General features: G+C 36.7%; 26 protein-coding genes and 1 tRNA gene. 24 read left to right on the top strand and 3 right to left on the bottom strand.

Annotated elements, in window-relative coordinates; genetic code table 11:
- Positions 1 to 105: 105 nt before the first annotated feature.
- Positions 106 to 420 carry a DUF2187 domain-containing protein gene (locus tag F5ESL0260_RS07815; protein ID WP_122026482.1) on the bottom strand — a complete coding sequence of 105 codons (315 nt, stop codon included), beginning with the start codon at positions 418 to 420 and terminating at the stop codon, positions 106 to 108.
- A 94-nt stretch (positions 421 to 514) separates the two neighbouring features.
- On the opposite strand from F5ESL0260_RS07815, the gene F5ESL0260_RS07810 reads away from it, so the two are divergent.
- The 4 genes from F5ESL0260_RS07810 (at position 515) to F5ESL0260_RS07795 (ending at position 3,740) form a co-directional block, all read left to right on the top strand.
- Entirely contained in the window at positions 515 to 1,060 is a 546-nt protein-coding gene (locus F5ESL0260_RS07810) for a guanylate kinase (protein WP_122026481.1), read from the top strand.
- 181 nt (positions 1,061 to 1,241) lie between these two features.
- Positions 1,242 to 1,733, top strand: a complete 492-nt coding sequence (locus F5ESL0260_RS07805) for a C40 family peptidase (protein ID WP_122026480.1) — start codon at positions 1,242 to 1,244, stop codon at positions 1,731 to 1,733.
- Positions 1,734 to 1,943: 210 nt separating this feature from the next.
- Positions 1,944 to 2,663: a C40 family peptidase gene (locus F5ESL0260_RS07800; protein ID WP_122026479.1), complete on the top strand. Its 720-nt coding sequence runs from the start codon at positions 1,944 to 1,946 to the stop codon at positions 2,661 to 2,663.
- Between the two features lie 153 nt (positions 2,664 to 2,816).
- A complete protein-coding gene (locus tag F5ESL0260_RS07795; protein WP_122026478.1) occupies positions 2,817 to 3,740 on the top strand; it encodes a C40 family peptidase in 924 nt (307 codons plus the stop codon).
- Positions 3,741 to 3,822: 82 nt separating this feature from the next.
- On the opposite strand, the gene hflX is transcribed toward F5ESL0260_RS07795, so the two are convergent.
- Positions 3,823 to 5,103: a GTPase HflX gene (gene hflX / locus F5ESL0260_RS07790; protein ID WP_122026477.1), complete on the bottom strand. Its 1,281-nt coding sequence runs from the start codon at positions 5,101 to 5,103 to the stop codon at positions 3,823 to 3,825.
- A 345-nt stretch (positions 5,104 to 5,448) separates the two neighbouring features.
- Here hflX and F5ESL0260_RS07785 point away from each other — a divergent pair, with 345 nt between their 5' ends.
- The 13 genes from F5ESL0260_RS07785 (at position 5,449) to F5ESL0260_RS07730 (ending at position 17,550) form a co-directional block, all read left to right on the top strand.
- Positions 5,449 to 6,882, top strand: coding sequence for an MFS transporter (locus tag F5ESL0260_RS07785; protein ID WP_122026476.1), 1,434 nt, complete (start codon positions 5,449 to 5,451; stop codon positions 6,880 to 6,882).
- A gap of 139 nt (positions 6,883 to 7,021) precedes the next feature.
- On the top strand, positions 7,022 to 7,309 hold the full coding sequence (locus F5ESL0260_RS07780; RefSeq protein WP_046325489.1) for a type II toxin-antitoxin system HicB family antitoxin: 288 nt from the start codon (positions 7,022 to 7,024) through the stop codon (positions 7,307 to 7,309).
- A 264-nt stretch (positions 7,310 to 7,573) separates the two neighbouring features.
- Positions 7,574 to 8,140, top strand: a complete 567-nt coding sequence (locus F5ESL0260_RS07775) for an aldose epimerase (protein ID WP_122026475.1) — start codon at positions 7,574 to 7,576, stop codon at positions 8,138 to 8,140.
- Positions 8,141 to 8,243: 103 nt separating this feature from the next.
- Positions 8,244 to 9,368 carry an LCP family protein gene (locus F5ESL0260_RS07770; protein WP_122026474.1) on the top strand — a complete coding sequence of 375 codons (1,125 nt, stop codon included), beginning with the start codon at positions 8,244 to 8,246 and terminating at the stop codon, positions 9,366 to 9,368.
- Positions 9,368 to 10,000, top strand: a complete 633-nt coding sequence (locus tag F5ESL0260_RS07765) for a glycerol-3-phosphate acyltransferase (protein WP_122026473.1) — start codon at positions 9,368 to 9,370, stop codon at positions 9,998 to 10,000. The genes F5ESL0260_RS07770 and F5ESL0260_RS07765 overlap by 1 nt, the downstream gene beginning before the upstream one ends.
- A gap of 21 nt (positions 10,001 to 10,021) precedes the next feature.
- Entirely contained in the window at positions 10,022 to 12,994 is a 2,973-nt protein-coding gene (locus tag F5ESL0260_RS07760; protein ID WP_122026472.1) for an LTA synthase family protein, read from the top strand.
- 270 nt (positions 12,995 to 13,264) lie between these two features.
- Complete coding sequence (gene tyrS, locus F5ESL0260_RS07755; RefSeq protein ID WP_122026471.1) at positions 13,265 to 14,530, top strand: tyrosine--tRNA ligase; 1,266 nt, start codon at positions 13,265 to 13,267, stop codon at positions 14,528 to 14,530.
- A 100-nt stretch (positions 14,531 to 14,630) separates the two neighbouring features.
- Positions 14,631 to 14,753 carry a hypothetical protein gene (locus tag F5ESL0260_RS09575; protein ID WP_255410403.1) on the top strand — a complete coding sequence of 41 codons (123 nt, stop codon included), beginning with the start codon at positions 14,631 to 14,633 and terminating at the stop codon, positions 14,751 to 14,753.
- Entirely contained in the window at positions 14,728 to 15,042 is a 315-nt protein-coding gene (locus F5ESL0260_RS07750) for an NUDIX domain-containing protein (protein ID WP_158593827.1), read from the top strand. The genes F5ESL0260_RS09575 and F5ESL0260_RS07750 overlap by 26 nt, the downstream gene beginning before the upstream one ends.
- A 75-nt stretch (positions 15,043 to 15,117) precedes the next feature.
- Positions 15,118 to 15,456 carry a heavy metal-binding domain-containing protein gene (locus F5ESL0260_RS07745; protein ID WP_122026469.1) on the top strand — a complete coding sequence of 113 codons (339 nt, stop codon included), beginning with the start codon at positions 15,118 to 15,120 and terminating at the stop codon, positions 15,454 to 15,456.
- A gap of 63 nt (positions 15,457 to 15,519) precedes the next feature.
- A tRNA-Thr gene (locus tag F5ESL0260_RS07740) sits at positions 15,520 to 15,592 on the top strand.
- 240 nt (positions 15,593 to 15,832) lie between these two features.
- Positions 15,833 to 16,669, top strand: a complete 837-nt coding sequence (locus tag F5ESL0260_RS07735) for a hypothetical protein (protein ID WP_122026468.1) — start codon at positions 15,833 to 15,835, stop codon at positions 16,667 to 16,669.
- A 227-nt stretch (positions 16,670 to 16,896) separates the two neighbouring features.
- A complete protein-coding gene (locus tag F5ESL0260_RS07730) occupies positions 16,897 to 17,550 on the top strand; it encodes an HD domain-containing protein (protein ID WP_122026467.1) in 654 nt (217 codons plus the stop codon).
- A gap of 57 nt (positions 17,551 to 17,607) precedes the next feature.
- Here F5ESL0260_RS07730 and F5ESL0260_RS07725 read toward each other — a convergent pair whose 3' ends face one another.
- Positions 17,608 to 18,141, bottom strand: coding sequence for a methylated-DNA--[protein]-cysteine S-methyltransferase (locus tag F5ESL0260_RS07725; protein WP_122026466.1), 534 nt, complete (start codon positions 18,139 to 18,141; stop codon positions 17,608 to 17,610).
- 405 nt (positions 18,142 to 18,546) lie between these two features.
- On the opposite strand from F5ESL0260_RS07725, the gene F5ESL0260_RS07720 reads away from it, so the two are divergent.
- The 7 genes from F5ESL0260_RS07720 (at position 18,547) to F5ESL0260_RS07690 (ending at position 25,848) form a co-directional block, all read left to right on the top strand.
- On the top strand, positions 18,547 to 19,227 hold the full coding sequence (locus tag F5ESL0260_RS07720) for a TIR domain-containing protein (protein WP_122026465.1): 681 nt from the start codon (positions 18,547 to 18,549) through the stop codon (positions 19,225 to 19,227).
- A 13-nt stretch (positions 19,228 to 19,240) separates the two neighbouring features.
- Positions 19,241 to 19,657, top strand: coding sequence for a hypothetical protein (locus F5ESL0260_RS07715; protein WP_122026464.1), 417 nt, complete (start codon positions 19,241 to 19,243; stop codon positions 19,655 to 19,657).
- Positions 19,658 to 19,862: 205 nt separating this feature from the next.
- Complete coding sequence (locus F5ESL0260_RS07710; protein WP_122026463.1) at positions 19,863 to 20,954, top strand: BMP family protein; 1,092 nt, start codon at positions 19,863 to 19,865, stop codon at positions 20,952 to 20,954.
- Between the two features lie 119 nt (positions 20,955 to 21,073).
- Complete coding sequence (locus F5ESL0260_RS07705) at positions 21,074 to 22,144, top strand: BMP family protein (RefSeq protein WP_122026462.1); 1,071 nt, start codon at positions 21,074 to 21,076, stop codon at positions 22,142 to 22,144.
- A 74-nt stretch (positions 22,145 to 22,218) separates the two neighbouring features.
- Positions 22,219 to 23,754 (top strand): ABC transporter ATP-binding protein, encoded by a 1,536-nt coding sequence (locus tag F5ESL0260_RS07700; protein ID WP_122026461.1) that lies wholly within the window; start codon positions 22,219 to 22,221, stop codon positions 23,752 to 23,754.
- Positions 23,747 to 24,892 (top strand): ABC transporter permease, encoded by a 1,146-nt coding sequence (locus tag F5ESL0260_RS07695; RefSeq protein WP_046325477.1) that lies wholly within the window; start codon positions 23,747 to 23,749, stop codon positions 24,890 to 24,892. Before F5ESL0260_RS07700 ends, F5ESL0260_RS07695 begins: the two co-directional genes overlap by 8 nt.
- A complete protein-coding gene (locus tag F5ESL0260_RS07690; RefSeq protein WP_046325476.1) occupies positions 24,892 to 25,848 on the top strand; it encodes an ABC transporter permease in 957 nt (318 codons plus the stop codon). Before F5ESL0260_RS07695 ends, F5ESL0260_RS07690 begins: the two co-directional genes overlap by 1 nt.
- The last annotated feature ends 7 nt before the right edge of the window (positions 25,849 to 25,855 follow it).

Here is a 25,855-nt window from a genome sequence, read left to right as displayed (position 1 = left end):
TTTCTCCATATCATAAATATTTTCATGGTTTAATTTTAGGCAAAAATAAAGCAAAAAAAAAGAGCAGTGAACATTAATCACTGTTTCTTAATTAAAAAATAGTTATTATTCTTTGTTTGTGTCAGTAGTTGCTTTTTCTGTGGCAGATTTTTTGATCTTTTCTACTTTAACGTCACTTTTTGCTAAAGCCTGAATTTCCTTCATTTTCTTTTTAGAAACGGTTTTTAAATTCTTAAAGTTGACCACTATTTTTTGATTGAGGTCACTAACTGCAGTTTTATCAGCTTTATCATAATCGATTATTTTTAGCAGAACAGAATTTTCATAAATTTTTTCTACTTTGCCCACAAATGGTTTGGTCAGTTCTTCATCAGACTTGGCACTGAGAATGTCATCTGCTTTGACGTCAGCTTTTTTCATAATAAGTTTTACTTCCTCTCTTAGCCATGTTTCACTATAATAGAAAGATATTATTATAAAAGCGAATAGTTTTCAAGTAAAGGAAGCTCGGATTTTGCAAAAATTAATTTTAATTGCTGGCCCCAGTGGTGCTGGTAAAACTACTATTTCAGAATACTTGGCAAATACATTCGCCATTCCCAGGGTATTGACCCACACCACCCGGCCAATGAGGCCGGGAGAAAGGTCAAAAGAATCGTATCACTTTGAAAGTGAAGCCAGTTTTAAGAAACTGCATTTTTTTGAACATGTCAAATACGGTTCCTACCAGTATGGTTCAAGTAAAGAAGCTCTAGACCAGGCTTGGCAGGATCGTGATCTAGTGTCTTTGATTGTCGACATTAAGGGAGCGCAATCTTACCTAGCAAAGTTAGAAAAACAGGTCTATTTTTTATACGTTACTGCCAGTTCGAAAAAGATGCTGGCTGAACGTTTAATAAAGCGTGGAGATGATCCAAATAAGATTAAAGAACGGTTAACTGGCAGTGAACTAAACGTCCTGCCGCCAACTCTACAAAAATACGCGCACATCTTGGTTAATGACGATTGGAATCAGACTAGGCGTGAACTGAACGATATTGTTAAAGAACTGAGTAAGTAACTTGTCTGGGCAATTACTTTTGTAAAAATGGTTTCAAATTAAAATTCTTAACATTTTGTAGCTCGTTTGACACGAATGTGTAACATTAAATGAGTAAGATAGAAAATGTCGGAAGAAATAGATAAGTAGTTTTAACTCTGCTTGCTAAAATTAATAAATATATTTAGAAAAGAGTTTAATTTTGAAACACGGACACTCGAAAGGATTAATTAAGTTAATAATTGTTATTGCCCTCTTTTTCACTGGTGCAACTAGCGTAACGGTAGTTAGTGCTGCTACTGCCGATGATGTTAGTGCTAGTAGTGTAACCAAGAAGCGTACAGCTGTAGCTAATTTAGCTAAAAAGCAAGTTGGCAAAGGCTATGTATATGGCGCTGCGGGTCCTTATTCTTTTGACTGTTCCGGTTTAGTACAATATGTCTACAAGACAGCTGGAAATAAAATTTTACCAAGAACTACATATTCACAAGTTTTACAAGGTAAAAAGGTTTCACTAAAAAAATTAAAGAAAGGTGATTTACTTTTCTGGGGATCTTCAGCTGCCCCAAACCATGTCGGTATCTATGTGGGTGATAACCAGTTTGTACATGCTGCTACGCCAAGCCAGGGTGTTTTAAAGCAGTCAATTAGTGCTTATTTTTATCCTTCCGCTGCTAAACGTATTTTAGATTAAGCACTCTTTTCTAATTTTCCCCAAATTTGCTAAACAATAGAATAAATTTGAGCGTCCTTTTACTGCTAGTTTTGTGAAAGGGCTTTTTTACGTACCGGTATTATTTTTGTAACCTTTTTGTAATACTTTGCGTGTAAAATTGATTTTGTAATATAGAAGTAGAGCTTATTAATATAAATAGTTTGATGCGAATACGGGGGGATTTTGATTTTGAAGATTAAAAGTAACTTAGTTAAATTTACTACTGCTGCGGCGCTTACCATCACTGGCTTAGGTGTTGCCAGTTTAGCCAATAACAATTTGACAACTGCTAATGTTAAAGCTGCCACTAAAAAAGTAAAAATCAATTATGTTCCCGGTTATGGTATCAACATTTGGGATAACTATGAAAATCCTACTTTTACCGGCCAACGGATAAAACACGGTAAAACAGTTAATGTTATAAGCAGTGCTATTGACCAAAAAGGCAGAACCTGGTATCAAATTGGTGAAGGTCAATGGATTCAAGCACGTTACACTGTTAAACCTGGTGTTAAAATAAAGTCTGCCAAACCCCAAAAGTCTGTTAAGCAAGCCGAAAAGGTTGTTAATTTGGCTAATGCTGAAGTGGGCAAAGCATATGCTTGGGGTGGCAATGGACCTCAAGGATTTGACTGTTCAGGTTTGGCTCAGTATGTATTCAGTGAAGCTACTGGCGTGAACCTGAGTCGTAGTACTTATTCACAAGTTAAACAAGGTAAACAGGTTTCGATACAGGACTTAAAGCCTGGCGATCTTCTGTTTTGGGGATCAGCAAGTGCTCCATACCATGTTGGTATTTATGTTGGCAATAACCAATATGTTCATGCTGCTTCTCCTTCACAAGGCGTTGTTAAGGATAGTTTAAGCTCATACTTCTATCCCTCAGTTGCAAAGCGTGTTCTTGAATAGGAATATACTAAAATTTAAAACACTTAGAAAATTTTCTAAGTGTTTTTTTAGTACCATTTGATTAGTGTAACTTGATTAAAAATCTGAAGCGTTTAAAATGAAGTTAAATACTAGTTTTTGGTCACATTATGCTACCAAAGGAGAAATGATTTGATGAAGCGTAATTTTTGGAAAATGAGTCTTGCTGCAGCATTGACATTAACCGGAATTGGTGTTGCTTCACCACAAAAGACTGTAGATGCTGCTACGTTTAAGACACCTATAAAAAGAATACAAATCAATTGTCTGCCAAATAAGAGTGTGAAAATATGGACAGATTATAATGGAGGGCAACTGATCAGTTTTCGTGCAAAAAATAAAAGTAAATGGAATGTTGCCAAAACGGCTGTTGATCGCAAAGGTAAATTATGGTACATGATTGGCGACAGTGAATGGATTGAAGCACGTTACACGCAAGATTTAACGCAGGATTCTAATGCCCAAACTGTGCACGAGCAAGTTAAGAGTGCAGTAACCAAAAAGAAGAATAAAAAGGCTAAAAGCAAAATTAAAAAAATAGCAGTTGGGCCGAATAAGCAGAAGACAGCTAAGCCAAAGGCGCAGGAGCAAAAGACAGTTGTACCTAAACTTAATAATGCGATCCAAACAAAGAGTGCCGCTAATGTAACCCCAATAACACGTTTGAGTAATAAAGTTTCTGCTGATAATGTTTCTAAACGTGCACAAGACGTGGTGAACTTAGCAGAGAGTCAAATTGGTAAAGGTTATGCCTGGGGTGGAAATGGTCCAGATAATTATGACTGCTCGGGACTGGTTCAGTATGTTTATAATCAAGTCGGTGGCGTGCAATTGCCTCGCGTAACGACTGACCAAGTAAAAGTTGGAGTAACTGTAACGATGGACCAGCTGCAGCCAGGCGATCTCTTATTTTGGGGTTCAGAAAATGCGCCTTATCATGTCGGAATTTACGTTGGTAATAATCAGTATGTTTGTGCTGCAACGCCAGAGCAGGGGGTAGTATTGCAGACAATCAGTTCATATTTTTATCCTTGTGTAGCCAAGCGCGTTATTCAATAATAAAATGGTGGTTTTGAGGCTAAGATGCTTTGAGTAAATGAAAAAAGATTCTCACAATAATAAAATATGCGAGGATCTTTTTTTAGTTAATATAATTGGCTAAGCGTGCTTGTTCTTGGGGTGAAAGACGCGCAACAACATGAATACCATCATTTTGATAGTTTTCTTTTAATACTTGAGCATTTTCATGCAGGTAAGCTAAAATCTTTCCCGCAGATAAGGGTAAAAGCAGATTAATTTGCTTATAACTGCTAAAAATATGCTTGGTTATTAAATCAGCAAGGGTTGCGATAGACTTGGTATCAATTGCAGAATATAGAATACCGCTACCTTCAATTTGCGGATAATTGCGCTCTGACTTGTCAGCCTTATTATAGGCAGTAATCATCGGCGTGTTTTTGACGCCAATTTCATTAAGCACGTTTTGTGTGGTGCGGATCATCTGTATCATATTGGGATCAGAAGCATCAACGACGTTAATTAATAAATCGGCATCTTTTACTTCCTGCAGCGTAGCTTTAAAAGATTCAATCAGGTTATGGGGCAATTTAGAAATAAAACCAACTGTATCTGACAGGATAAAGCTAAAATTATTATCTAAGTCGATACGACGAACATTTGTATCCAACGTAGCAAACAGCATGTTTTTAACAAAAACTTGTTTAGCATTATGCTTGGAAAATTCTGTTAACAGCCCATTCATAGTGGTTGATTTGCCAGCATTAGTGTAGCCGACTAGTGCTACTTTAGGGATATGATTTTGATTGCGCCTTTTGGCTTTAATTTCTTCTTGTTTACTAATAGTTTGTAATTCCCTTTTTATAATAGAAATTTGTTTGCCAATTGTGCGCCGATTCAATTCCAGTTTCGTTTCCCCGGCCCCACGGTTGGCAAAGCCACCACCAGTGGAGCCGCCATTACCGCGTTGTTGATCCAACGAGTTCTCAGAGGGATGCAGGCGCGGTAATTCATATTGTAATTGCGCCAGCTGCACCTGCAATTTTGCTTGCTTAGTCCGGGCGCGATTTGAAAATATTTCTAAGATTAATTCAGTGCGATCAACTACCCGCAGCTTAGTCAGTTTTTCTAAATTACGTATTTGTACAGGTGTTAACTCATCATTAAGTACTAATACTTTTGCTTTTAGGCCCCGTGCCATATCTTTAATTTCATTTATTTTTCCCAAGCCAAAATAAGTACCAGCTATGATGTGTTCCGCATTTTGTCGTGCCTGTCCCACAACCTGCATGTTTGCGGCTTCTGTAAGATTGGCAAGTTCATTCATGTAATAATCAAAATTAGGGTCATTTAAATTAACTCCTGCAATAAATGCCTTTGTTTTATGGGGAGTATTTTCAATCATTTAATTCTCTTTCTGTATGTGAAGTTATTAATAGTGATCTTATAAATTAATATTTTTTAATCCTCATGATTCATACCTCTTTTGCTTTGCTATTAGTTTAATTTTAATACATCTATGTCTCATTACCAAAAAGAAGATTAATTGTCCGCCAATTTTAGTGGCAAAAATAAAGCTTTTTAGGATAACTGTCCCAATTGATTTATCCTAGAGCCGGCTCTTTTACCTGCTAGGTTTTGCAAAAATTACTGCCAATAGTTTTTATTACTTGGCAGAAAGAAAAAAAGGAGTATAATTCAATCTGTTAAGGTACCTAACTAATTTTGTAAAAACGGAGATATTTGTAAAATGGCACAAAGAATAAGCTATCAAACTAATCAAAAGGTACAACAGAATCGCTGGTGGATTCTGGTTGCCGTGGGACTTTTCACGTTCATGTCAACTTTAGATGGCACAATTGTTAATATTGCTTTGCCAGTAATCAGTAAAGATTTGCGGATTCCAATGAGCCAGTCCGAATGGGTAGTTTCGCTGTACTTAATTGTAGTCTGCAGCTTTATTTTGTTTTTTGGCAAGTTAAGTGATATCTTGGGCAAGATTAAAATTTTTCGCTTAGGCGCAATCTTTTTTATTGCGGGGTCACTTTTATCAGGTTTTAGAATCAATCTATTGTTTTTGCTGGGCGCAAGGGCCTTGCAAGCAGTTGGTGCCGCTATGACTATGGCTACTAATAATGGTATTATCACAGAAATTTTTCCCACTACAGAAAGGGGAAAAGCGTTAGGAACTATTGGCTCCTTTGTTGCTCTGGGCTCAATCGCTGGACCCGGTTTAGGTGGATTAATATTAAGTCACCTGTCCTGGTCTTACATTTTTTGGCTTAATGTGCCGGTGGGAATCATTGCTGCATTAATTGGCGCCAAGTTTTTACCACAAGACATTACTTTTACCAAAGCTCCTCTGGATAAAATGGGCTCGTTCAGCTTTGCCTTCGGTATGATTACTCTATTTGGTGGTGTTTTCTTAGGTCAGCAATTAGGTTTCAGTTCTTTACCGGTTTTATTAATGTTAGTAATTGGTCTTGTAAGTTTTATTTGGTTTGTTTATGTGGAAAATCATGCTGCTAATCCATTGTTACAATTCAAATTGTTTAAAAATCCGGATTTTTCAGTTAGTCTGCTTTGTGCATTATTAATTTTTATTACCAACTTTTTCTTCAATGTGGTCACGCCTTTTTACTTGGAAAATGCGCGTCACTTACCTCCGAGCCAAACTGGTTATATCTTGATGATCTTACCTGTAGTCCAGCTGGTTGCCGCACCGGTTGCAGGATCTCTTTCTGACAAGATAGGTCCTAAACTGATCACATTTATAGGTTTGGTTTTACTGTTAATCAGCCAGGTGGGTTACACATTGTGCAACTTAAATTCACCAATTTGGCTGTTCATTATCAGCATCGCTTTAATGGGATTGGGAAGCGGCATTTTTAGTTCTCCTAATAATTCACTTGTCATGGGTTCTGTTGAACAAAAGGATTTAGGTGTTGCTGGCAGTATTAACTCTTTATCCCGTAATCTAGGTATGGTTATTGGTATTTCCAGTGCAACTACCGTATTATTTGCGGCAATGAGCAAAGCAAAAGGAGCTAGAGTCACCGCATATTTACCCAAGCAACCTGAAATTTTTATTTATGGTATGCATGTAGTTTTCATTATTTCAATGATAATTTGTCTAATTACTGTTATCTTAAGTGGCTGGAGACTATTCAAAAATAATAAATAATAACTTGTAAATAAGTGTCGAAAATAAAAATTTTCAACACTTTTTTGCTTTAAAAAATAATTTTTTAATAATTTTTTCTTCTTTTTACTTATTTGGGTATATTATTGTAGAGGGAAAGTGCAAAACGAGGAGGTTTAGGATGAACCATAAAGTTGTGACGTATCCAGCCATTTTTAAGCCACTGGAAAATGATATATATGTAATTAGTTTCCCTGATGTTAAAGGGGGAATAACCGAAGGGCAGGGTCTGCGTGAAGCAATGAAAATGGCTGCTGATACACTTGCGAGTCGTTTATACAATAAAGCGGTATTGCCGAAGGCTAGCAAAGCTAGTGATATTAAGTTGCCAGATGATGGTTCCTTTGTTGCACCGGTTTCTGCAGATTTAACTGAGGCGTCGCGCGATCGGATTAATTATGAAATTTGATTTACAAAAAAAAGCACCCCAATTTCTTGGGATGCTCTTTTTATTAACTTGTTCCAAAAACTTTCTTTTAATTCTCGGGAACAAGTCTATTATAATATATCTAACTGAATTTTGCTAATACTTTTAGCTTGTTTTACTAAAAAGTGCTTGCAAATAAGCCCCTAATTAAAATTATATAAAAGTATTTTAGATATTCGATGCAAATTGACAATAACATTATTTGAGTGCTATTTTTGAGGAAGAAAAAAAGTGTGGGAGTAAATTATGCAAACAATTGAAAGTTCTGTTTTGCGAATTTCTATCTCTGAAAAGGGTGCCAAGTTAGTTAACTTTATTGCCCAAAATAATCAGACTGATTATTTTAAAGATGAGAATGTGCAAAAACAATTAGAGATTATTTTTAAGGGAGCAGGTCAAGGGGAAAACCTGGCTGACAATCTGCCATGGACAGTTGTAGATAAAGGAGATTCCAGAGTAAGTTTAGCGTTAATTGACGACAACTCAAGCTACAAAAAATTTCCTTACCATTTTGAGGCAATTCTGACATACGCTTTGGAGGGAAATAGAATTGATATTAAGTTTTATTTGAAAAACAATTCGCATAAAGATTTGCCATTTTCGTTACAATTCTTAATGCCTGTTTTTACAGGCTGGTCAATCACTACCAACGCCAATGAACTTGAGCTGAGTAGGGACGATACTACTTTGACTTTGGCCTCTGCTCATTTTGCGTTAACTGCTTCTCATGATCAAGTTAAGGCTAGTATAGACCAATCCAGTCTTGCCAGTGATAGTGATGAAGAATTGACGTTGACCTTAACATTGAGTTAAACAAATTAATGTTTTTAATAAGATAAAATTGACAAACCGTCGTCGGTTTGTTTTTTTGCTATAATATACTCATTGTAACTAGATTTTAGGTAAGTAAAAAGTTATGGATCACAACGAGAATCACCCGCATAAGAGTCGGGTCGAATTGCACGCAAAGGACTATCACAGAAGAAAGCGGATTTTAGCTTGGGTGTTAAGCCTTGCAGTCCTGTTGACTGTGGCGGTTGGTGCATATTCCGCATATATTTATTTGCGCACGAAAGATGCAGTTGATAATGCCTACGATGACCAAAATAGTGTGCAGATCAAAAATGGCGAGTTTGATGGCAAGAAAAAATTTGCTGTATTACTAATGGGCACTGATACCGGGGCACTTGATCGTAAAGAAAAAATAGGTAATACTGATACTATTATTATTGCTGTCGTTAATCCGCAGAAAAAGCGCTATTCATTGATGTCGGTACCAAGAGATACAATGGCCCAAATGATAGGAGCAGAAAAATTCCAAGTTAAAAAAATTAATGCTGCTTATCCTGTTGGCGGAGCAGCCATGTCCATGGCAAGCGTGTCCAAGTTAGTTAATGTGCCAATTAAATATTATGTTTTGGTAAATATGAAAGGTATTATGCGGCTAATCCGCTATATCGGTGGCATTAATATCAAACCCACTTTGAGTTTTGAATATGGTGGTTACATTTTTAAGAAAAATCAGTTGACTCACATGGGTGGCGGCGGAGCTCTGGCCTATTCACGTATGCGCTATGACGATCCAGAAGGTGATTATGGCCGTCAGAAGCGCCAGCGCCAAGTGATAACTACTATCATCAAGAAGTCAGTGTCAATCAATACTTTAGCCAGGTTAGATTCAGTATTGTCCGCAATTTCTGATAACATTAAAACTAATTTACCCTTTGATGCGCTGCGTCAAATTGCGTTTAACTACCGTGATTCTACTAAGAATGTCAAAAATGATTATCTTCACGGACACAATGCGACAATTGACGGTGCGTCTTATCAGGTGCAATCAACTAAGGAATTGCAGCGAGTATCAGATTATTTACGAACGGAATTAGGCTTGTCTGTTGTAGCAGTAGACAATAACGAAACCTACCAAAATAAACGTAATAAAAATCAAGGGTTTGATTTTAAAAATCCTGAAAATCAAGACTATCATATTTACGAGGATTATCAAGATCAAAGTTACCAGGAAGAAGGCGACAATTGGTAATGCGTTTGTGGTCAATCGCTATCGGATATGGATTTGGCTGCTTGCTGTCTGCGGTTTTAATTTGCCGCTTTGCTTTACACGAGGATCCCACAAAGGTGGGTTCGGGTAACCCAGGCACGGCAAATGTCGGAGCAGTGTTTGGGAAAAAATGGGGTATATTAACTTGTATTGGTGACTTGTTAAAAACTTTCATCTGTCTTGTTATCGTACACTATCTTTTCTCAGACAATATTGCTCTTTTGTATGCGGGCTTAGGCTTGGAGCTGGGGCACTGCTTTCCCTTTTGGAACCATTTTGATGGAGGAAAGGGCGTAACGGTAGCCGTGATAGTAGCGGCGCTGTATGATACTCCTGCTGCTGCGGTGACACTTCTAGTTTGTTTAATACTACTGATACTATTACAAAATTTGACGATTCCGCCGATAATTTTTATAATATTGTTCAGTTTGTATGAACTTTTTAAAGTTAAAGAAGCGGGAATCGTATTATTAATAATGACTCTGGTCATGACTTTCAAATTTAGATATGACCTACGTGACTTTTTTACTGGCAACGGGAAAAAGGTTGATGTTTTATACTCAATTAAGAAAAAATTGGGTCTATTGCATGATAGTCAACAGCATCATTTTTAGTGAGGAATATAACTTAGGAATATGAATAAAAATAAGAAATCTTTAAAAGCTATTCAGATAATTTTCCTACTGGTGGCAACTCTGTTTATGCTAGTGCAAATGTTTAATTTGAAAGGATTTGCTGCCAGAGCGCACTTTTCATTTATTCACTTTATGCCTAACATGTTGCACAACGCGACTTTAATGATAGTGCCTATGGTATTCGGTGCTGTTTACAGTAAGAAAAAGCAAAGTGTTAGTGAAAGCTTTAAATATTGGCTGTTAGCCAGTGTCACTTTAATCGTTTACTACATTTTCTTTTTCTTTATAGTTCCAACCCGTTTTAATATGTGGCGCGTTTGGGGAATGCTGTTTCCTATCATTACCAGTACTTCAGTTTTGTTCTCCGGCCTGGTTTTCTGCTTGCTAATCCAGCCACACCTATATGATTTTTTGCATAAATTAACTGTTAAGCAAAATCTCTTAGTACTAAGTTTGCTGACATTACTAGGTTTTGCCTTAAGTGCTGGTAATTTATCTTTTCAATACTCGCTTTATGGCTTGTACTTAGTACTTTTCTTTGCCTGGGGCATGTTTTTAGCCAATGTTCCCATCAATAATAAGTTGCTGACATTATCTTTAATCAGTGGTTTTTTGTCCTTCTTCATTGTAGTGATTGGCGTTTCCGGCTTTGACGCTGTTTACTGGTCTCAGATAATTTCCGGTAATGGTGGTGGCGACTGGAACAGGGAATTTTTAAATAATCCTACGTCACCATTTATGTTTTTACTGGTGGTTGCCGTCTTTTTATTGTTTAAGAAGTTAATCTTAACTTTTAACAAAAAGCAGATGCGCTACTTTATACCAGTAATCATGATCATGGATGCACCTATTTCACCCAGATTTATGAGAGCTTTTAGCTTTACAGGATCATCCATTATTGACAAGCTGATTTTGCTGCTAGTGATGACAATCATTGTGGTTGTCTGGTATCAATTGCTTGAGCGCTATTTGTTCCAAATAAATCCATTTGCTAAGATTATCAATTACTTAGATTATGAACCTAATCTGGCCAAAATTTGTGAAAAGGGTTGGGCAATATTTACCAACTTTGTTATTAAAAACAGGGTTAATCTGCTAACTTGGGCCTGGTTCTACATTTTAAGTTTTGGCTCTTTCCTAATTGAATCCGATAACTTACGAATTCAGATAAGCACGGCGGCAACGATTAATGCGATAGTTTATCTTCTTGGCACTAAGTTCTTTGCCATGATTCTAACCACCATTTTTCTAGATGCATTGTTCTCAGTATTTTATTTCGTAACAACGCGTTACTGGACTTCGAATATTCTGGTAAGTCTGATAGCTATCGGCTGGGCTATCGCAAATAAAATTAAGCTCTTACTCCGTGGTGAACCAATCTACCCCACTGAATTAAGTGAGATAGTCAACTGGAGAACCTTGATTCCAATGATTGGTAAAACAACTGTCATTGTAATTTTAATTGCATTGGTTGTAATAATTGCGCTGGATATTTTCTTAGAATTAAAGTGTCCAATCAAAAAGCGCGGATCATGGAAACGGCGTGGAATTTGGGCACTGTTAAGCCTGTTACTATTTGTTACGCCGCTGCGTTTTAACCATGATGGTGGCGTAATCTATCATATTAATCGCGGTTTTGACAACAGACAGAGATTCCGTAACCCAGAGCGTGATATTCAGGTTAATGGGCCTGTCCTTAATTTCTTGAATTACATTGACCTGCAAATTATGGATCAGCCTGAAGGTTATTCAGAAACAAGCATTAAGCAACTAAATACCAAGTATGAAAAAGTTGCTGCCAAAATTAATAAGAAACGTAAAAATGATCTGAAGAATCAAACCATTGTCTTTAATCTGAGTGAAAGCTTTGTTGATCCAAGCACCTTCCCTACGATTAGATTCGATCGTGATGTTCCAAATCCAGTTAAATTTATCCAGTCGATGAAGTCACGCTCAACCTACGGTAATATGTTGAGTGCTGGTTATGGTGGTGGTACTGCCAACATGGAATGGGAAACCTTAACTGGTTTGAATATGGGTATGTTCAAGTCTACTTTGACCCCTTACGTTCAAATTGTGCCAAATTATGACTTCTACCCAACAATAGGGATGAACTTTGATTATAAATCTGCAGTCCACCCATTTATCGGTACATACTACTCACGTCAGGAAGACTACCATAGATTTAAGTTTGATAAGTTTATCTATGTTGGTTCAAAATATAAAATTATTGACCAAAAGAAGCTAGGTAAAAGCGGTTATAACTCTGACTTCACTACCTACGCCAACGGACTAAAAGAAATCAATTCCCGTAATGGCGGCCAGTTTATCAACCTGATATCAATTCAAAACCACATGCCATACAATAACTGGTACCCCAACAACGAATACATGGGTAAGATTTCGGGAGAGTTGTTCAAGTCTCCAGCAGTACGTGATCAAATGGCTACCTATGTCAAGGGTACGCAATATACTGACAAGGCAGTTGAGCAATTTATCAAGCAGATTGATAAAATTCAAAAGCCTATTACTCTAGTCTTTTATGGTGATCACTATCCAAGCATTATTTCTCAAAACTATACTGCTAAGTATCCGGTACAAATGCATTCAACGCGCTACTTTATTTACTCAAACAAGTATGCTCGTCAACATGGTGCTAAGACTAGGTTGCCGCGTAGGGCTAATAACTTTGTCAGCTCGAGTGACTTTATTGCTATGATGCTAGAACAGACTGATTCGAAAGTTACCCCTTACCAAGCGCTGCTGACTGAAGTACATAAGAAATTGCCGGCAATTACGATTAACTTTAAAGGAGATAAAGGCTTCGAATTAATTGGCCGGCAAGGACAAGTAATTGATCCAAAATATCTCACCAAAAAACAACAAGAAATTTTAGCTGACTATGAAGCTATCCAATATGATATGACAGCAGGTAAAGCATATGGCTTAAAGATTAAAGGCTTCTATAAGTAATAAAATTATATTGACTTATTAAGAAAAAATGAGTATTATCATTTATAACAATTTTAAGTAGCACCTTGATTCAGCGTTCAGAGAACTAGCGGTTAGTGTGAGCTAGACAGGTCAAGAGTAGCGAAATACTAGTTGGGTGGTTCCCGTAAAGACCATGGTTAAGGCACTTGTGATTAAGTGTAAACGTGGGTGGTACCACGGCTGAAAAGGTAATTAGTCGTCCCTAGATTCAAAAATGAATCTGGGGACTTTTTTATTGGAGGAAAAAAGATGGCAAACTTTGATATTTTAGCAGACTTGAAGTGGCGCGGAGCGATTAACCAGCAAACCGATGAGGCTGGCTTAACCAAGTATTTACAAGAGCACGATGATTTAGCCCTTTATTGTGGTACTGACCCCACAGGTGATTCACTACATATCGGCCATCTTATTCCTTTCATGATATTAAAAAGATTTCAATTGGCTGGTTATCATCCTGTGATTGTTATAGGTGGTGGTACGGGAACAATTGGCGATCCTTCTGGGCGTAAATCAGAGAGGGTTCTTCTTAGTGCAGAAAAATTGCATGAAAACGAGGTAGCTCTGACTAAACAAATGGAAAAGCTGTTTGGCACTGACAACTTTGAAATCGTTAATAACGCTGAATGGCTTGATAAATTAAGTTTAATTGAATTCTTGCGTGAATATGGCAAGCACTTCCAAGTTAATAACATGATTAATAAAGATGTAGTTGCCAGTCGTTTGGAAAATGGTATTTCCTTTACTGAATTCTCCTACCAAATTTTACAAGCCATTGATTTTTACCAGCTAAATAAAAATTATGGTGTCCAAATGCAAATTGGTGGTAGCGATCAGTGGGGTAATATCACAGCTGGCATTGATTTAATTCACAAGTTAATGGGATCAGACAGACAGGCATTTGGTTTAACAATTCCGTTAATGTTAAAAGCTGATGGCACTAAGTTTGGTAAATCAGCAGGTGGAGCTGTTTGGCTTGATCCTGAAAAAACCAGTCCTTACGAATTTTACCAGTTCTGGATCAATCAGGACGATCGTGACGTAGTTAAGTATTTGAAGTACTTTACTTTTCTTAGTCATGAAGAAATTGATGATCTGGCTGAACAAGTAAAAACCGAACCATGGAAACGGACAGCACAAAAAACACTTGCAAGGGAAGTAACCAAGTTTGTTCACGGCGAAGCAGGACTAAAAGAGGCAGAGATGATCACAGACGCCCTGTTTTCCGGTGATATTAAAAACTTGTCGGTTAAACAGATTGAGCAGGGACTTAAGAGTGCTCCTGCAGCCGCAGCACCTTCTCAGAGCAAAAATATCATAGACTTCTTAGTTGATACCAAGATTGAGCCCTCTAAGCGTCAGGCACGAGAAGATGTTGTTAACGGAGCAATTTATGTTAATGGTGAGCGCGAGCAATCAGTTGACTTTGAGGTCGATCCTGCTAAAGCCTTTGACGGTAAATACGTTATTATTAGAAAAGGCAAAAGAAAATATACTTTGGTAACAATTAAAGACTAGTTAAGAAAAAATCTGTTGCGCTCGGTCTCGGTGCAACAGATTTTTTGGTTGACAAAAGGGTATATAAGAAAACATTATTTTTGCGGAAGGAGTGGTTGATATGCGTGCACGTGTAATTCTTTATAATTCTGAAAATGATGCAATTTTATTAATTCATAGATTAAAAAATGGTCGTAACTACTGGGTAATACCTGGTGGTGGAGCTAAAGGGAAGTGGAGCTAAAGGGAATGAAACCCCAGTTGAAACCGCAATCAGAGAAATTAATGAAGAACTAAGTATTCAACTAAAACCAGCTGCCTTAAACCAGCTATTTGAATACAAAAGTCAAGAAGATGAACATTTCTTTTATGCTGAAATTTCCTTTATAGCTGCACCAGAAATTAGTGGAGAAGAAAAAGAACGCTCAAATAATGCAAATGTTTATCAGCCTGGCTGGGTAGCTGTTAAAGACCTAACTCAGATTAATTTAATGCCTCCTAAAATTGCTTGTAAAATAATAAATCTGATTTGACTAATTTGACAAAAAAGTTATGGGATTTCATACTATTAATTTAGTAACGTATAACCATACTGCTAGGAGGGCAAAATGGCACAAAAAGAAATTTTAATAACAACTACAGAAAATATACCTGGTAAAAAATACGAACTTATCGGAGAAGTATTTGGTCTGACTACTCAGTCCAAAAATTTTGTTAAAAATTTTGGTGCGGGGCTAAAATCAGTTGTTGGTGGTGAAATTCGCAGTTACACCAAGATGCTGGAAGATTCTCGCAATCAAGCTTTAGAGAGACTGCGTCAAGCTGCAGAGGATAAGGGCGCAGATGCAATTGTGATGATGCGTTTTGACTCTAGTTCAATCAGTGGCGACATGCAGTCAGTGGTTGCCTATGGTACCGCTGTGAGATTTATTGCAGACAACGAATAGATATAGTATTATTTGAAGTATTCGCTTTATGAAAAGTGAATGCTTTTTTATTGAATTTAATTCGCCACTTTAGCTCAGAAGGTAGAGCACCGCCGTGGTAAGGAGGAGGTCCCCAGTTCAAATCTGGGAAGTGGCTTAATTTTTAATATCAGTAATTTATCAAAATATTGCTGTGATAGGTTAAGGACTATTTTGCATTAAGTGTAGTAATCAGTTTTAGAGATAAAATTGTATCGAAAAATTGAAAATTAAAAATCATTATTATCTAATTTTTATATTGCTTAATTTTATTATTGATTATATAACTAATAGTGTCAGGTAAATAATCTATTATAAAAGGTCAAACTGTATCTTACAGAAAGGATGTCAATTTGCTATGAAGAAAACCAAATTATTCCAAAAAATCATAATTGCGGGAGTGTTATTGACTGCTGGCATCACTACACTAGTTTGTTTAAACTCTCAAACCGTTGCTGCTAAGTCACTACCGGTTGCGACAACTAAGGATTATAACAAGCTTCAGAAACTTTCTAAAAAGTCTGGTGTCCACTACATCAAAAAAAGAAAATGGTACGCTAGTTTTATTCCAGGCGACAATGTTGAAGCATATCGTGATCTTAAATCACTAAAATTAATAGGAACTAAGTCTGATCCTGGAATTGATGACTGGGATGTCTTTATAGGTGCTGGCACAATCAACGGCACACGCTATTTTATTAGTAATATTAAGGAAAAAGATGGCAAAAGAAAATATATTATTCCAGCCGCATATTGCCAGGTCCCATATGGTTACCAACTTAAAAAGGGACACGCGGTAGTTCATGATTACAATGGCTCTTTGGCTAATGCTTATAATGGTTACAGTGAATCAGATCATAAATATGGTAAAACGCTAACTAATGAAAACATTATATATAGTAATAAGGAAGACGCCACGTTTACAGTTTCCCTGAAGCAAGATGGTCAAACAAAGGGCAAACATAAGGGTTTTTGGATTGGACGCACACCGATTAAGTTCAGAGTTGACGGTACTAATACCTATGAAAATTATTATCCACTATACAATTATGTGCCAAATGGTGAACTAATTGTGACTTATATTAAGACGGAAGATTTAAGTCAATTTAAACCAGCGACAGTAACTTATAATCATATTGGTACTATAACTAAAAATCATAAGTTCAAACCAGCCCATAAGAAATTAAACATTTAGCATTGATATTTGGTAAGAATTATCTCAAAAGCTAGTGTTTCTTTAATCTTTGTGACTAACATAAAATGGTTTGGTTAAATTAATCAAAAGAGATAGACTATTAAACAAGTAGTAAAAGCTATGAATTTGTAGTCTGTCTTTTTTTAGTAAAAAAGCGGTAAAATCGTCATTAAGTTGTATTTTGAGGTAATGCAGGCTTAATAGTTGGATGGGGAAAGGAAATTAATTTGGATTTAGCTAAAGTAACAGAATTTGTTAAAGAGCAGCTGCAAGATGAAAAAACTGGTCATGATTTTTATCATGGCCAGCGGGTAGCGCATTTGGCCAGCAAAATGTATTTGCAGGATAATCCTGCTGCACATAAAGACAGCCGTATGGTTGCAATTATCGAGGCGGCTGGATATTTGCATGATACTATTGATGAAAAAATCTGTGCAGATCCTGATCAGGTTCTTGCCAGTATTAAAGAATTGTTGCCACAAGCAGGGTTTACTGCTTTAGAAGTAAAAGATATTTTATTTACAATACAGCACATGTCTTTTTCAGCCAATATCGAACACCATTATCATTTGCCAGTTTCTGGAGAATACGTCCAAGATGCTGATCGAATAGAAAGCCTAGGTGCAATCGGTATTGCACGCGCTTTTACTTATGGTGGGGCCCATGGCAATGTCATATATGATCCCAGAATTAAACCACAAAAGCTTGTTAGTCATGATCAATATCGAAAGCACACGGAAACAACAATCAATCATTTTTATGAAAAATTATTCCATTTGGCTGACTTAATGAATACAGTCGGAGGGAAAAAGGAAGCGCAAAAAAGAACTGAATTTATGCGTGACTATGTCAAAGAATTTATGTCTGAATGGAATGTTTAAGTTGCGTGGAGCTCCATGCAGCTTTTTATTTTGCTTTAAAACCGAATATTAAATGCTTTATCGCAAGTCTAATTGGCTGGAAAATTTGATTTGGGGATTTTCCATTTTTAATAATGCCCTTTTGCGGTCGAGACCTCCAGCATAACCCGTTAAAGAGCCGTCACTGCTAATTACACGGTGGCAGGGAATGATTAAGCTAATAGGATTGTGTCCAACAGCATTGCCAATTGCACGAGCCTTATTTACTTTATTCTTTTGCCCTTTTTGCACTCGAGCGGATAATTCTTTATAAGTGACAAGTTCGCTGTAAGGCACTTTTTGCAGTTCCTTAAGTACTTTTTGCCTAAAGGCTGACACGTCAGGTTTCACGGGGACGGTAGATGGGTCTGGTTTTTGCCCAGCAAAATAAGCAGTCAGCCATTTTTGGGCCGATTTAATCGGGCTACTGGGAAAGACTTTGACAAGACTCAAATCATAGCCAGCACCAAAATGTTTTTGCCCGTTAAACCATAATCCTAAGAGATAGCTGTCATCGCTTAAAAGCGTTAATGTTCCTAATTTTGATTTAAAAAAAGCTTTATATAATTTCATTATATTACCTTTATCATTGACGAACATTTTACCGTTTATTTTATTATACGTTAGTTTATGAACAAAGGTTGCTTAATGGCGCCAGATTAACTTAATTAACACCTATACGAAAATTTTAACTTTTTTCTTTGTGGTATACAAATCATTATGAGTAAAGTTCAGTTTCGCTTTCATGAAAAAATAGGAATGTTGTTAGATCAATACTATATATTGTAGTCATTATTTGACATAGCAACTAAATATGGTATGTTAAACATTGAGATAGTTAAAGGTTTTGATTTTTGTAGTTGTTACATAAAAAGTTGTCTATTTGAAATTTACAGAAATTTTGTTATCTTAATATTTTATATTATGTAGCAGACACTAATTTCAAAACTTATTTATATTTAAGAAAGGAATTTGCAAATGGGTTATAAAGTATTCGTTTCATATAAGTATTGTGACAATAATGTTGAAAAGATTGAGGGTGGCAAGTTAGGAACGGCTAGAGATTATGTAGATTATTTACAAGAAAATAAATTTAGCGGTGATGACTTAAATAAAGCAGAGAATGCGGATGAGGATTTAAGCAGCTTTAAGGATGAAACAATACAAACACATTTAAAGGATAAAATATGGGATTCATCAATTACGCTTGTTCTGATATCTCCGAACATGGTTGACTGCTTTAAAGAACAAGACGATCAATGGATTCCGTGGGAAGTTTCATATTCTTTAAGAACTCAGACTAGATTTAAAAGGCGCAGCTTGCCAAATGGAATTATTGCTGTTGTATTACCAGATCGTTTTGGTAACTATAACTATTTCATAAATTATTGGAATTATATCGATAAAAATAACGAGAAAAAACAAGTACAAGAGTTGTCAACTGATAAAACATTTAGAATTATTTCTAAGAATATGTTTAATCAAAAAAATCCTTATACAGAAATCATAAATGGTAGAAAAGTTTATTTTGGGGATTATTCCTATATGTATACAGTTAGTTGGATAGATTTTATAAATAATATGGATTTTTACCTTAATCAGGCTAATGATCTGAGAGATAATATTAGTGAATACAATATACATATAAATGTAAATTAAGAAAGATTTTTTTATGCCAAAAGAAACAACCGGTGAAAATAAAAGATTACACTTAAAGATGGTCGAAGATACTATAACAAGAATGAGTTCAAACTCTTTTTTGATAAAAGGCTGGTCGCTAACAGCAATTGGTGGTTTAGTTACATTATATTTAGCGAATATAAATGAAAAATGGGCCTGCAATATATTATATTTGTGTTTATTCGCAACTATACTCTTTTGGATAAGCGATGCTTATTATCTTTGTCAAGAACGTAGATACCGTTCTTTGTATGATGAAGTAGCAAAAAAAGATGAAGCAGATATTGATTTCTCAATGAAACCTAATTCTAATGAAACAATGTTTAAATGTATGTTTAGACCAATTTTTTTACGTAGTTATTTAATAATTTTGCTGGCTTTAATAGTTTTAATAAAAGTTTCCAAGTAACTATAGTTTTAAAAGTTTAACCAGTTCTATACGAAAATTTTAACTTTTTTCTTTGTGGTATACAAAAGAGGTTAGCATGTAGTTTACATTCATTTTCATAAAAAATAGGAATGTTGTTAGATCAACACTCTATGTTGTATCACTTTTTTGACATAGCCACTAAATGTGGTATGTTAGGTATTGTGATATTTACAGGAGGTACAATATGAGGTCAAAAATTAAAAAAATCTTTTCCATCAGTGCGATAGCGGTTGCTGCAGGGTTAGCGCTTACTGCTTGTTCAGGTAAAAAGCAGGGTGGCGCCAGCAATTCAAGTAGTAGTGCCAAGCACTCAATTGCGCTAATCACTGATACTGCGGGTGTTAATGATAATTCTTTTAACCAGTCTGCTTGGCAAGGCTTTAAGGAATATGGCAAAGATCATAATCTTAATCGCGGGCGCAATGGCTACCAGTATTTTCAATCAGGCAGTGCGGCGGATTTTGAGCCTAATTTTGATCAGGCAAGTAAAGCCGGCTTCCAGACAATTTTTGGTATTGGCTATAGCTTAAAGGATGCAGTCAAGGCTGCTGCTAAAAAGAATCCTAAAAAGAACTACGTTATTGTCGATGAAGTAATAAAGGGGCAGAAGAATGTAGCTTCTGCCAACTTCAAGAGTGAGCAGGCTTCCTATTTGGCAGGTGTTGTTGCGGCAACAGAAACAAAGACGAATGTCATCGGCTTTATTGGCGGTGCCCATGGCAATATTATTGATTTATTTGATGCCGGTTTTACCAAAGGCGTTCATGATCAGGCGCAAAAATTGCATAAAAAAATTACACTCTTAAACCAATATGTGGGCGACTTTAAGAGTGCTGATAAAGAAAAGGCAATTGCCCAGTCAATGTATGCTAAAAAAGCCGATATCATTTTCCACGCTTCTGGTTTAGCTGGCAACGGCTTGTTCCAAGAGGCTAAATCAATTAACCAGACAAGAACAGCTGCTAACAAAGTTTGGGCTATTGGCGTCGATTCCGACCAGTCTCATTTAGGTAACTACAAGTCTAAAGATGGTAAAAAGGATAATTTTGTTTTGACTTCAGTTATTACCGGTGTAAATGTAGCTACACGGGACATTTCTAATCGCGCTTATCACGGGAAATTCCCTGGCGGTCAACAACTGGTTTATGGTTTAAAAACTAACGGAGTTTCGATCAAACGCGGACAAATTAGTGCAAAAGCTTGGCAATATTCACGTCAAGCTCGTACAGAAATTATTAAGGGTAATATCAAAGTGCCAATTCATCCAAGTAAATAGTTCGCAATACGCCAACATTTTTACCTATAATCAACCACAAAAAAATATTTCTTGAATTAATGCGTATTTTATTATAATATTAACTATGAAAAGTTCGTATTTTGTGGAGGGTAAAATCAATGGGTAAGAAATTTACGAAATTTTTGTCATTAGGATTTTTAATGGCATCATTTACTTTAGTTTTGAATGCTTGCTCGGGAAAAAAGCAGGGAACAAGCAGTCAGAACAAAAAAGACAGTATTGCTTTAATTACTGATAGCAATGGTATTAATGACCAATCCTTTAACCAGGCTGCATGGGCCGGTTTTAAAGATTATGGTAAAGAACATCATTTCAAGCAAGGTAAAGGCTATCAGTATTTCCAATCTAGCAGTGCTACTGACTATACGCCTAACTTTAACCAAGCTGCTAAATCTGGTTACCAAACAATATTTGGTATTGGTTATATGTTAAAAGATTCGGTTAAAGCAGCTGCTAAAAAGAATCCTAAGAAAAATTTTGTAATCGTTGACGATGTGATTACTGGTCAAAAAAATGTGGCTTCAGTAACTTTTAAGAGTAATGAATCATCATATTTAGGTGGTGTGGCTGCTGCTTATTCTACTAAAACCAACAAAGTTGGTTTTATCGGAGGAGCTAAGTCAGCTATCATTGATACTTTTGAAGCTGGTTTCAAGCAAGGCGTAAAAGACGCTGCTAAAGCTCAGCATAAAAAGATCAATGTCAGCGTACAGTATATCGGTAACTTTACTTCAAACGATAAAGCTAAATCAATTGCACAGTCAATGTATGCTAATAAATGTGATATTGTGTTCCAAGCTGCAGGTTCAGCCGGTAGCGGAGTCTTCCAAGAAGCTAAAGCCCTAAATCAAACTAAACCTGAAAGTAACAAGGTTTGGGTGATTGGTGTAGATGTTGACCAGAAAAATCTTGGTAACTATAAAACGAAAGATGGTAAAAAGGCTAACTTTACTTTAACTTCAGTATTGAAGGGACTAAACGTTGCAACTAAATCCTTGGCTGACGATGCTGCTAAAGGAAAATTCCCAGGAGGAAAGCATCTTGTCTATTCCTTAAAAGGCAATGGTGTTTCAATTACTAAAGGCAACCTTACACCAAAGGCATGGCTGGCAGTAGAAAAGGCTAAACAACAAATAGTTGCCGGAAAAATTACTGTAGCGCAAAATTAAAGTAAATTATTGATTAAAACTCTTTGTGTATACTTATGCAAAGAGTTTTTTACGAAAAAGGAAATTTACATAAAATGGAAAATATGACGAACGTAATAGAAATGCGCCATATTGTTAAGGATTTTAATGGCTTTAAAGCTAATAACGATATTAATCTGACTTTGAAAAAAGGTGAGATTCTGGCGTTATTAGGGGAAAACGGTGCTGGTAAATCAACTCTCATGAGCATTCTATCAGGATTGATTCAGCCAACTTCAGGTACAATCAAAGTTCGCGGAAAAAAGGTTAATATTAAAAATCCAACTGTTGCCAAAGATCTAGGTATCGGTATGGTGCACCAGCACTTTATGTTGATGGAATCCTTTACAGTTTTGGAAAATATTATTTTGGGTCATGAAACAACCAAGGGACCTAAACTAGATTTCAAAAAAGCTGAAAAGCAGATTATGGCCTTATCTGAGCGCTATAACTTAAATATTGACCCTCAGAAAAAAATCAGTGAGATTACTGTGGCACAGCAACAGAGAGTGGAAATTCTGAAAGTTTTGTATCGCGGAGCTGATATTATGATTTTTGATGAGCCCACTGCTGTTTTAACGCCACAAGAAATTACGGAATTTATTCAAATTTTGCGTGGACTGGCTAAAGAGGGAAAATCGATTATTTTAATCACGCACAAGCTGGAAGAAATTGAGAGAGCTGCTGATCGTGTCACTGTTATTCGTGCTGGTCAAAGTGTAGGAACTTTTAATGTTGCTAACGTTGATAATAATCGTTTGGCGGAATTGATGGTTGGTCGTCATGTTAACATGAAGCTTAATAAGCCAGTGGCAAAAATTGGTAAAACGATGCTGCAGGTTGAAAATTTGCAAGTGAAAAATAAGCAAAACGTGGCTGTAATTAAAGGAATGTCTTTTAATTTGCATGCTGGCGAAATTTTGGGTGTTGCCGGTATTGATGGTAATGGTCAAGATGAACTTGTCAGGGCTTTAACCGGCTTGCAACATGTTCATGCCGGCAAAATTATAATTGCCGGCGAAGACATGACTAATCGCAAGGTACGCCAGATAACTGAAAAGGGCGTGTCATATATTCCTGCTGACCGGCAAAAATATGGCTTAATTTTACCTTTTTCAGTTTCAGATAATTTAGCTCTGCAAACTTATTATCAAGAGCCATTTTCACGTCACAACGTCATGCATTATGACGTCATTCACGAACATGCCAGGAAGTTGATTAAGCAATTTGATATCAGAACGACCAGTGAAAAAATGCCTGTGAGTGATTTATCTGGTGGTAATCAACAAAAAGTGATAATTGCCCGTGAACTAAGCCGCAACAGCAATTTAGTTATTGCTTTCCAGCCGACACGCGGACTTGATGTTGGTGCTATTGAATACATTCATAATCAGCTTTTAAACGAAAGAGCTCAAGGTAAAGCAATTTTGTTAATTTCATACGAGCTTGATGAAATTATGCAGTTGTCTGATCGGATTATTGTTCTTCACAATGGCAGTATTTCAGGTGAAGTCAAACCGGAAAACACGAGTGATGAGGAGTTAGGGTTGTTAATGACTGGTGTTAAGAAAGAAGGCAGCGCTCTTGCTTAAAGTAACACTAAAAACTAAGAAAATTTTAGTACCAATTATTTCAATTTTAGCAGGCTTTTTAGTTGGGGCAATCATCATGCTGGTCTGGAGTTACAACCCGTTTCAAGCATATGCTTCAATGTTTTCCAGCGCCTTAGGCAACATGAATGGTATAGGTGAAACTATTCGTGAAGCAACTCCCCTGATTTTTACTGCTATTGGATTTGCCATTGCTTCTACAGCCGGCTTTTTCAATATTGGTTTACCAGGCCAGGCGCAAGCAGGCTGGCTGTCATCTATCTGGGTAGTGCTGGCAAATCCGAATATGCCTAAAGTATTTTTACTGCCATTGGCTGTAATTACCGGTATTATTGCCGGTGCACTTGTTGCCGGAGTTGCTGGCTGGCTGCGTGCTCAATTTGGCACTAACGAAGTAATTACAACCATTATGATTAACTATATTGTGCTTTATTCCTGTCAATATTTGATGCAGCAGGTAATGTCAGCGAAATTACGTATTGATACTGATACTACTAAAACAATTACTGCTAACGGTAGTTTAAAGATTAACTGGCTTAGTTCAATGTTTGGTGATTCACGGATTAATGCGGGAATTTTTATTGCTTTAGTCGCCGTCTTTTTGTATTGGTATTTAATGCGGAAGACTACCACCGGCTTTGAAATTCGTTCGGTTGGTACTAATGCTGCAGCTAGTCGTTATGCCGGAATGTCTGCTAAAAAGAATATTATGCTATCGATGCTCCTGTCTGGCGGTTTTGCCGGTTTAGGTGGAGTTGTTCAGGGACTTGGTACTTATCAAAACTACTTTACCCAGACGACTAGTTTGGATATTGGCTGGGATGGCTTGTCTGTTGCCCTTCTTGGTGGCGGCACAGCTGTTGGTATTTTGCTAGCTTCATTATTATTTTCGATATTAAAAATTGGTGGTCTAGGGATGCAGACCATTGCCGGTATCCCTTATGAGATCGTTTCGATAGTTATTGCCGCTATTATTTTCTTTGTTGCTATTCAATATGTTATTGGACTACTATTTAAAACTAAAAAAGCCCAGGCAATTCAAAGAGACACCAAAACCGCTGATACGGATTCAGACAGTGCGGTGGCGGATTCTACTAAAACTCAAGGAGGACAAAATTAATGAATTTAGTTACGATTTTAGCGTTAATTGTATCATCAACTTTTGTCTATTCGGCTCCGTTGATTTTCACCGCTTTAGGTGGCGTTTATAGTGAAAACTCAGGTATTACCAATATTGGCCTGGAAGGAATAATGACTATCGGTGCCTTTTCTGCCATTGTGTTTAACCTGACTTTTGCTTCTACTTTTGGTAAAGCAACGCCATGGCTTGGCTTATTGATTGGTGGAATTGTGGGTCTGCTCTTTTCATTACTACATGCTGTTGCCACTATTAATTTTCATGCTGACCATATTATCAGTGGGACTGTACTTAACCTCATGGCACCGCCTTTAGGAGTATTTTTAGTTAAAGCTATTTATGATAAAGGGCAAACTGAAAACATTACTCAAAGCTTTGGTTATTTTAGTTTTCCTGGCTTAGCTGATATTCCTGTAATAGGGCCTATTTTCTTTCAAAATACCTCAGCACCAGCATGGCTGGCAATAGTGGTGTCCGTAGTATTGTGGTGGATTTTGTATAAAACCCGCTTTGGCTTGCGCTTACGCTCATGTGGTGAAAATCCGCAAGCTGCTGATACTCTGGGGATTAATGTTTATGGCATGCGTTATGCTGGAGTATTAATATCAGGCTTTTTAGGTGGAGTTGGCGGTGCAGTTTTTGCAGAGGCAATTTCTGGTAACTTTTCAGTTTCTACTATTGTGGGCCAAGGTTTTATGGCTTTGGCGGCCATGATCTTTGGTAAATGGAATCCGTTAGGTGCAATGATGGCTTCGCTTTTCTTTGGTTTTGCTCAAAGTATTAGTATCATCGGCAATCAATTGCCGTTCTTCAGCCACATACCTGCTGTTTACATGCAGATTGCTCCTTATGTAATTACAATCATAGTTTTAGTTCTGTTCTTCGGAAAATCGGTTGCTCCAGCAGCTGATGGTCAAAATTATATTAAGTCAAAATAGGGAGTAT

Source organism: Lactobacillus sp. ESL0260 (assembly GCF_003692935.1).
In the GTDB taxonomy this organism is placed as follows: domain Bacteria; phylum Bacillota; class Bacilli; order Lactobacillales; family Lactobacillaceae; genus Lactobacillus; species Lactobacillus melliventris.
Note: the sequence above shows the minus strand (reverse complement) of the source record. Positions and strands in the feature narration are given on the sequence as shown.

Bases quoted from the DNA above. Each gene is read 5' to 3' on its own strand.
- F5ESL0260_RS07815 (WP_122026482.1), bottom strand. From the start codon at position 420: ATGAAAAAAGCTGACGTCAAAGCAGATGACATTCTCAGTGCCAAGTCT.
- F5ESL0260_RS07795 (WP_122026478.1), top strand. From the start codon at position 2,817: ATGAAGCGTAATTTTTGGAAAATGAGTCTTGCTGCAGCATTGACATTA.
- hflX (WP_122026477.1), bottom strand. From the start codon at position 5,103: ATGATTGAAAATACTCCCCATAAAACAAAGGCATTTATTGCAGGAGTT.
- F5ESL0260_RS07785 (WP_122026476.1), top strand. From the start codon at position 5,449: ATGGCACAAAGAATAAGCTATCAAACTAATCAAAAGGTACAACAGAAT.
- F5ESL0260_RS07780 (WP_046325489.1), top strand. From the start codon at position 7,022: ATGAACCATAAAGTTGTGACGTATCCAGCCATTTTTAAGCCACTGGAA.
- F5ESL0260_RS07775 (WP_122026475.1), top strand. From the start codon at position 7,574: ATGCAAACAATTGAAAGTTCTGTTTTGCGAATTTCTATCTCTGAAAAG.
- F5ESL0260_RS07770 (WP_122026474.1), top strand. From the start codon at position 8,244: ATGGATCACAACGAGAATCACCCGCATAAGAGTCGGGTCGAATTGCAC.
- F5ESL0260_RS07765 (WP_122026473.1), top strand. From the start codon at position 9,368: ATGCGTTTGTGGTCAATCGCTATCGGATATGGATTTGGCTGCTTGCTG.
- F5ESL0260_RS07760 (WP_122026472.1), top strand. From the start codon at position 10,022: ATGAATAAAAATAAGAAATCTTTAAAAGCTATTCAGATAATTTTCCTA.
- tyrS (WP_122026471.1), top strand. From the start codon at position 13,265: ATGGCAAACTTTGATATTTTAGCAGACTTGAAGTGGCGCGGAGCGATT.
- F5ESL0260_RS09575 (WP_255410403.1), top strand. From the start codon at position 14,631: ATGCGTGCACGTGTAATTCTTTATAATTCTGAAAATGATGCAATTTTA.
- F5ESL0260_RS07745 (WP_122026469.1), top strand. From the start codon at position 15,118: ATGGCACAAAAAGAAATTTTAATAACAACTACAGAAAATATACCTGGT.
- F5ESL0260_RS07735 (WP_122026468.1), top strand. From the start codon at position 15,833: ATGAAGAAAACCAAATTATTCCAAAAAATCATAATTGCGGGAGTGTTA.
- F5ESL0260_RS07725 (WP_122026466.1), bottom strand. From the start codon at position 18,141: ATGAAATTATATAAAGCTTTTTTTAAATCAAAATTAGGAACATTAACG.
- F5ESL0260_RS07720 (WP_122026465.1), top strand. From the start codon at position 18,547: ATGGGTTATAAAGTATTCGTTTCATATAAGTATTGTGACAATAATGTT.
- F5ESL0260_RS07715 (WP_122026464.1), top strand. From the start codon at position 19,241: ATGCCAAAAGAAACAACCGGTGAAAATAAAAGATTACACTTAAAGATG.
- F5ESL0260_RS07710 (WP_122026463.1), top strand. From the start codon at position 19,863: ATGAGGTCAAAAATTAAAAAAATCTTTTCCATCAGTGCGATAGCGGTT.
- F5ESL0260_RS07705 (WP_122026462.1), top strand. From the start codon at position 21,074: ATGGGTAAGAAATTTACGAAATTTTTGTCATTAGGATTTTTAATGGCA.
- F5ESL0260_RS07700 (WP_122026461.1), top strand. From the start codon at position 22,219: ATGGAAAATATGACGAACGTAATAGAAATGCGCCATATTGTTAAGGAT.
- F5ESL0260_RS07690 (WP_046325476.1), top strand. From the start codon at position 24,892: ATGAATTTAGTTACGATTTTAGCGTTAATTGTATCATCAACTTTTGTC.